Here is a 6,889-nt window from a genome sequence, read left to right on the forward strand (position 1 = left end):
GGCCTTGTTGATCAAATCCAAAGTCGGATACTCGCTCCCCAACCCGCCGGGCGGGCTTAGTTGACGGCCTGCCGAATAGGCATACCAAGCCCTATGACCTTGTTCATGACTTTCACCCCGGCCAGGATCTCACCCACCTGGGCGTTGTAGCTCCGCAGACTCAGTTTCGGACCGATGAGCTGCTTGAAGCGATACATGGCGGTCTCAGCTATCGAGCGCTGATGATAGCCAGAGTCCTTTTTCCATTGCTCCAGTTCTCCTGCCTTGAGCGCGGCAACCGCCTCGTTGCGTGGATGGCCTTTCTTCCAGAATGCCGCATTCTTTCTCGGCGGTATGGTGGCCTTGATGCCCTTCTTTTGCAGTAGGGCATAACAGGCTCTGGTGTCATAAGCACCATCGGCGCTGACTTGTTCTATCTTGCGGCGCAAGGGGTTGAGCAGCGTGGGCAGCACCTCGTTATCGCCCACCGTTTCCAGGCTGACTTCGGCTGCGACGATGGCATGGGTCGCCGCATCTACGGCCAGGTGAAGCTTGCGCCAGACGCGGCGTTTCTCCTTGCCGTGCTTGCGAATTTTCCATTCGCCCTCGCCATAGACCTTGAGTCCGGTGGCATCGATGACGAGGTGAGCCACCGGGCCATGGCTCGGTAGGCGGTACTTGATTTCGACCGTCTTGGCACGCTTGCTGATACAGCTGTAGTCCGGCGACTGTAAGGGCACCTTCATCAGCTTGAACAGCGAGTTGATGAAGCCTTCCAAGGCACGCAGCGGTAGCTTGAATACCGCCTTGAGCATCAGCGCGGTTTCAATGGCAGAGTCGCTGTAATGGAAGCCTCGCCCCCGGCGGCCATGATGGGTTTGGCAATGCCACTGCTGGATGGCTTGCTCATCCATCCAGACGGTCAACGAACCACGTTGCACCAAGGCTTGGTTGTACTGTTTCCAGTTGCTGATCTTGTGCTTGGACTTGCCCATCTGGCGCTCCCGGTGGTGAACCTAAGAGATCAGATCACCAAACTGCGGGATAGTTCCCTGATTTGAGCAACAACGCCTGCCCGAATACCCCCACAAGGCCTCAGCCCTGCTGGTGTTTCGAGACGCCGAGCAGGCCTGTCTGGCCACCTCGCGGCTCAAAGCTGCGCCAGTGGCGGCGGTGGAGCTGATGGATGGGCGCTGCCTTCGCTCGGTGGCGGGCAAGCCCGGCCTGCCGGACTTTATCAAGACCCTGGATCTGGCTGCCTGCGCCCTGCTTGTGGAGGTGCATGGGGAGTCGAAGGAAGAGTTGGTGGATCGCTGCGAGCAGGTGACGGTCATGGCGGCCGAGTTCGTTCAGGTCGCCTCTGTGCCTTTTACCGGCGACAGCGCCGGCCTCTGGGCCATTCGCAAGGGGCTTTTCCCGGCGGTGGGGGCGGTGCGCACCACCGGCACCACCGTTATCATCGAGGATGTCGCTTTTCCCATCGAGCGTCTGGCGGAAGGAGTGGCGGGGCTGCAAGCTCTGTTCGATCGCTTCGAATACGGTGAAGCCATCATCTTTGGCCACGCGCTGGAGGGGAACCTGCACTTCGTCTTTACCCAGGGGTTCGACGATCCGGCCCAGGTGGCCCGCTACGGCGCCTTTATGGATGCGGTGGCCGAGTTGGTCGCCGTGCGCTTTGGCGGGTCCCTCAAGGCCGAGCACGGCACCGGCCGCAACATGGCCCCCTATGTGGAGCTCGAATGGGGGCCGGAGGGGATGGCGCTGATGCGTCGCATCAAGGCGCTGCTGGACCCCGATGGCTTGCTCAATCCCGGCGTCATCATCAACGACGACCCCAAGGCCCACCTGGCACACCTCAAACCCATGCCGGCGAGCGATGCCATCGTGGATCCGTGCATCGAATGTGGCTTTTGCGAGGCGGTCTGCCCCTCGCGCACCCTGTCCCTCTCGCCACGCCAGCGCATCGTGCTCTATCGCGAACTGGCCCGCCGCAATCGTGCCGATGAGCCCTCCAACCAGCTGGCCCGGTTGTTTGACTATCAGGGCATCGACACCTGCGCCGCCACCGGGCTCTGCGCCGATCGCTGCCCGGTGGGCATCAACACCGGAGCGCTCATCAAGAAGCTGCGCAGCGAAAAGTACCAGCGCTTCGTGCCCATCGCCCGCTGGAGCGCCGATCATTTCGCCGGCGTTACCCGCACGTCCCGTGGGGCTCTCGGCCTCAAAGCCATTGCCGGCAAGCTGCTGGGAGACAAGGCGCTGGCGCGATTGGTGAACGGGGTTCGCCATCTGAGCGGCCAGCGCACCCCCGCCTGGCTGCCCACCCTGCCGGGGCCGAGCCGCTACCGGTGGCCGCAAGGGGAGGGGAGCCATGGCGGATCCAATGAGGGCATTGGAGAGGATCGCGCCGTGGTCTATCTGCCATCCTGCGCCAGCCGGGTGTTCGGCCAGCAGGAGGAGGCCCCGTCACTGCCGGACGTGGTGCAATCCTTGCTCAAGAAGGCGGGCTGCCGGGTGATAGTGCCGCAAGGCATTGAGGAGCTCTGCTGCGGCATGCCCTATGACAGCAAGGGGATGGTCGAGGTGGCCACAGCCAAGCGTACTGAGCTGGCCGATACATTGTGGCAGGCAAGCGAACAGGGGCGCTGGCCCGTGCTGCTCGACACCAGCCCCTGCGTGCAGCGGCTGCTCTCGGGGGCGCTCGGCAAGGGCCTTCGGGTGTTCGAGCCCTCCGCCTTTGTGCTGGAACACCTGCTGCCCCACCTTGAGCTGACCCCCATCGATGAGACCGTCATGCTCCATATCACCTGCAGCAGCCGGCGCATGGGGCTGGGGGAGGCGATGCTCAGCGTCGCCCGTGCCTGCGCCCGGGAGGTGATCGTGCCGGAGCATATCCAGTGCTGCGGCTTTGCCGGTGACAAAGGGTTGATGACCCCGGAGCTCAACGCCGCGGCGCTTGCCAGCCTGCCCGCCCAGGTGCCCAGGGATTGCCGTCAGGGATTCAGCAACAGCCGCACCTGTGAAATGGGGCTCAGCCAGCACGCTGGCATTCCCTATCACAGCATTCTCTATCTGGTGGATCAGGCGGCGAGATAGGAAAACTAAACGGCAGGATAACAATCCTGCCGTTTTCAATGGGGTGAACAAGGTGGCTTAAAAACGGGACTTGTCTGGTGCTACGTGCTATGAAAGGGGCAGATGTTGATACGAACGATGGCAAGGAAGAATGGATGACGCCGCTGAACCACTATCTGCCTGCCTATCACTTCTGTGAAGAGCACGCTCGCGACATTGCCGCCGACCCGCGCTCCGTCATCCAGGCGGCGGCCAACTATCGACCGGAAGTGGATCCGGCCTTTCGCCACCTGATCGGCTTGCGGGAAGTACCGATGCGCCTTGGGCATCTTCTCGGCCGCCAACAGAGCGCCAGCCCGCCTCCCTTTGGCCTGCACAGATTCGTGCCGCTCGACAGCCAGGACGACAACACGCTGCTCTACGGCCTTGTCGGCCGGTTCTGGCGGCCGGACTTTGGTCTGGTGACCATGGTGGACAGTCAGGCGTATCTGGACTTTGCGGCGCCAGGCGTCGCCAAGCTCGCTCTGGGGTTTTCGGCCAGCCGCCAGCCAAACGGCACCACTCGGTTGACCACCCAGACAAGGGTGTTCTGCCCGGATCTGATCTGCCGCCTCAAATTCGCACCTTACTGGTATCTGATCCGCCCCGTCAGCGGCCTGATCCGGCGCCGGATACTGGGCGCCATCAAGGCAGAAAGCGAAAGAGGGTTGTAGGCGTCATGCTGGAGCTCTCACCTTTACTTTCAATTTATGGCGCAGGTAGAAGACAAAGAGTTAATGACGTCTGAGTTCCACGCTGCCGCGCATACTGCCATGAAATCAGCAACAGTGGCACCTGCGAGCTGGGGCTGACCCAGCACACCGGCATTCCCTATCACAGCATCCTCTATCTGGTGGATCAGGCTGCGAGATAAAGGAAACCCACCAAAATAAATTCTGGTGGGGTTTCCTTTATTAGTTAAATTAGTTGGGTGTCAATTGATAATTCAGAATCATATTAAACTACCACATCGACAGGTTTTGAAAGTTAAGTCCAAGTGAGTACGTTTAATTTTTGAGAAACCTCTTCAACTGAGCCTGGCTTACCTATCAATTCTTTAATGTTGAATATCCTTGCCCCTTGAATCCCTCCAGATGACACCTTCCTAAAATTTGTTTTGACGGGCTCCCCACAGAAAAACCGGTGCCCCTCCTCAATGTAGTAACCGCAATGTGATTTCGATTCTTCTATTATTGCGATTATTCGTTGATCGAACTTGTCTGTATCTATCCCATTTACAAGTTGCTTGGAGAGTTTTTCACCATCCCATATGACATCAAAAACTGACTCAATATCCCAGATGTATTGAACTGATTTATTGGCATAAACACCTAAGTATCGATGCTCAGTATATCCTCTATCTGAGGGATGGTAGTATATACCGTACTTGGCATTTAGAGTGAGACTTACACCACAAGGTAAAACTCTCATTAAGTATTTGGCTTGATAAAATAAATCTGTGTCATTACAGTATTGCCAGTAGTCTTCAATAATAGAGTTTATTTGTGTTTCATGCTCTTTAAATAACCGCTTAGACATTATACATATGCCTTCAAACGTAACATTTGAAAACACCACGCCTGGATTTTTCGATTGAATTTTAGATTCAATGTTTACTAGTCTGTTGTGTTCAATACTTTCCTTTGTAAGGAGTAATAGTATTTTCTGTTCCTCGCCCTTAAATTGGTTAGCATGACGTTCAAGCTGTGTTACATCAACAGAAGCATCTACTTTAGTCTCGATGAGTATTTTGAAGCTACGTTGCCCAATAGAACCATCCGGTATGGAGTCTCCCATACGCTGCTGCTGATTTATATCTATTCCAATTTCAATGTTTTCACCGGTTATTTCTGATAGCAGGTTGGCAAGTTGCAATGGTGAGTGCTCATATATTTTTGCAAACAATAGAAGCGTGTTGTTTGTGACCGCGTTCTCGCGAGATGAGTACCTTTGAAAATAATGTATCAAACCCATACTTTTAAAATCTCTCAGTTAATATGAATAGGTTTAGTCATTTCTTGTTCGACATCTACGCTTGGGATCTATAGTGGTGATGTTTATATCGTGGTATGTGTGAATAAATCTCTGAAGGAGTATATTCCATTTTATGGTATGAAGGTCTTGGTATTTCTACTTGAGACTACTGAAATGAAAAACACTCTTTAATAATTGTAAAAGCCATACCACATTAATATGAAGCAACCGAAAATATGTCATCTAAAGCTGTTTAAACCTAACCAGTTTGAATTTTGGTCAAGGTGACATGGTGCGGAAACGTGTGAATGATATCAAGATTTAGACTCTTTTATCAATCGCCAGTACTCGCCACAGCATTTTATGTATATAGACTATAGAGGTGGTTTTAATTCTAGATGGCGTCAAATCTTGTGTTTTATCATGAACCCATGTAACCGAGCTAATACCATCTATTTTTATTCCTATAACGCCAACCTTGTATAAAGTGTAAAATAAATGCTGTGTGAATTTAGTGAAATGTGCTAATGACTCTGGGTATTCTGATGTGTAATATTCATTTGCAACTTTTGAAACGGAGTCCTCCTTATCTTTTGGAATATCAACCAAATCTAATATCAATGGCTCTAGTTCCTCCTTTGTTAGTTCACTTATTTTGAATCTTGATGACTTGTGGCTGAGGATATCAATATATTTACCTAAAAATGGATGCTCAACAAACCACTCATACTCTAAATAACTGATCCCAATAGTGCTACACCTTCGCTGTGCCATAGCCATTCCCCGGGAAAGGAGACACGGTATCCATGAAGTGTTTCACTCGGGCCAGCAGGTTTGCCATCCCTCTGCATTGATGATTGCGCGTGATGGTTTCATGTAACTTGTGCCATAGCCGTTCTATGTGATTAACCCAAGGGCTGTAAACTGGCTGGAACACCAGGCAGAACTTGGGATTCTTCTTCAACCATCGCTCGGTCTGTTTGCTTTTGTGAATGATGTAGTTATCGAGGATCAACGTGATGGTTTTGGCTCGTCGGTAGTGGTGGCGCAGCTTTTCCAGCATGGCAATAAACAGCGATGAGTTTTTCTTGATCCCGCTGACGTAAAGTACCCTTCCGTTGCCTGCGTGGAGAACGCCTGCCAGATAATGCTTGGCATTCTGCCCCGGTGTGACAACCCGCTTTTGCTGCGCTCTGAACATCCAGTCGGCTCCTAATTTGGGATTGAGGTCTATATCGACTTCATCCTCATAAAACACCGGATTATCGGCATCACAGCGGGCCAGCGCGGCGTCGATATTCGCCATTTTTTCCTGATAGGCTGGGTCTTTTATCCGCAAGGTCGGCACGGGCCTGCGCCAGACAATGCCCATACGAGGTAACCATCGGCGGAGCGTGGAGGCTGCCACATTGAGCCCTGTTAACCGATTGATTTTTATAGCCAATAGTTCAGTACACCAACGGCTGCGCTGATAACCAAAATCTTGCGGAGAAAACTGCATGAGCAGCACCAGTAAGGTGACAATCTTGGCGATAGGTAAGACTGGGGCACGGCCAGCCGGTAAGGCTTCTAGCGCATCTATGCCTTCATCTCGATACCACCGAAGCCAACGACCGATGGTCGAGCGCGCAGCGCCGGTAAGGTGATGAACATCGGTGATCGTGCGTCCTTCATGTAACAGCAAGATGGCCATCAAGCGACGAGCATGTCCTTTATCACGGGTGGCATGGATGATTTTGTGAATGCGGCGCCGTTGTGGTCGTGGCAGAGGTGGTAGGATAGGCATCAACTCAGTCCTTTGGGTGTGGCTTGTTTTGTTTAG

Annotated in this window: 5 protein-coding genes and 1 pseudogene; 2 read left to right on the plus strand and 4 right to left on the minus strand. The window is 53.5% G+C overall.

Going from position 1 to position 6,889, the window contains the following annotated elements; genetic code table 11:
- Window positions 1-56: 56 nt before the first annotated feature.
- Entirely contained in the window at window positions 57-974 is a 918-nt protein-coding gene (locus AB5Y64_RS04920; RefSeq protein WP_113979304.1) for an IS5-like element ISEc35 family transposase, read from the minus strand.
- A 76-nt stretch (window positions 975-1,050) separates the two neighbouring features.
- On the opposite strand from AB5Y64_RS04920, the pseudogene AB5Y64_RS04925 reads away from it, so the two are divergent.
- Window positions 1,051-3,075 (plus strand): annotated as a pseudogene (locus AB5Y64_RS04925) (FAD-linked oxidase C-terminal domain-containing protein); the annotation flags it as partial.
- Window positions 3,076-3,209: 134 nt separating this feature from the next.
- Window positions 3,210-3,767 carry a hypothetical protein gene (locus tag AB5Y64_RS04930; protein WP_151028481.1) on the plus strand — a complete coding sequence of 186 codons (558 nt, stop codon included), beginning with the start codon at window positions 3,210-3,212 and terminating at the stop codon, window positions 3,765-3,767.
- Between the two features lie 313 nt (window positions 3,768-4,080).
- On the opposite strand, the gene AB5Y64_RS04935 is transcribed toward AB5Y64_RS04930, so the two are convergent.
- From AB5Y64_RS04935 to AB5Y64_RS04945, 3 genes are all read right to left on the minus strand, one after another.
- Window positions 4,081-4,968 carry a hypothetical protein gene (locus tag AB5Y64_RS04935; RefSeq protein WP_315627961.1) on the minus strand — a complete coding sequence of 296 codons (888 nt, stop codon included), beginning with the start codon at window positions 4,966-4,968 and terminating at the stop codon, window positions 4,081-4,083.
- A gap of 420 nt (window positions 4,969-5,388) precedes the next feature.
- Complete coding sequence (locus tag AB5Y64_RS04940; RefSeq protein ID WP_368203394.1) at window positions 5,389-5,841, minus strand: hypothetical protein; 453 nt, start codon at window positions 5,839-5,841, stop codon at window positions 5,389-5,391.
- On the minus strand, window positions 5,822-6,853 hold the full coding sequence (locus AB5Y64_RS04945) for an IS630-like element ISAhy2 family transposase (RefSeq protein WP_001809438.1): 1,032 nt from the start codon (window positions 6,851-6,853) through the stop codon (window positions 5,822-5,824). The genes AB5Y64_RS04940 and AB5Y64_RS04945 overlap by 20 nt, the downstream gene beginning before the upstream one ends.
- Window positions 6,854-6,889 lie beyond the last annotated feature (36 nt).

This window comes from Aeromonas sp. R5-1, from assembly GCF_040908265.1.
Taxonomy (GTDB): Bacteria; Pseudomonadota; Gammaproteobacteria; order Enterobacterales; family Aeromonadaceae; genus Aeromonas; species Aeromonas caviae.

Coding starts and splice junctions, on each gene's coding strand:
- AB5Y64_RS04940 (WP_368203394.1), bottom strand. CDS start 5,841: ATGGCACAGCGAAGGTGTAGCACTATTGGGATCAGTTATTTAGAGTAT.
- AB5Y64_RS04920 (WP_113979304.1), bottom strand. CDS start 974: ATGGGCAAGTCCAAGCACAAGATCAGCAACTGGAAACAGTACAACCAA.
- AB5Y64_RS04945 (WP_001809438.1), bottom strand. CDS start 6,853: ATGCCTATCCTACCACCTCTGCCACGACCACAACGGCGCCGCATTCAC.
- AB5Y64_RS04930 (WP_151028481.1), top strand. CDS start 3,210: ATGACGCCGCTGAACCACTATCTGCCTGCCTATCACTTCTGTGAAGAG.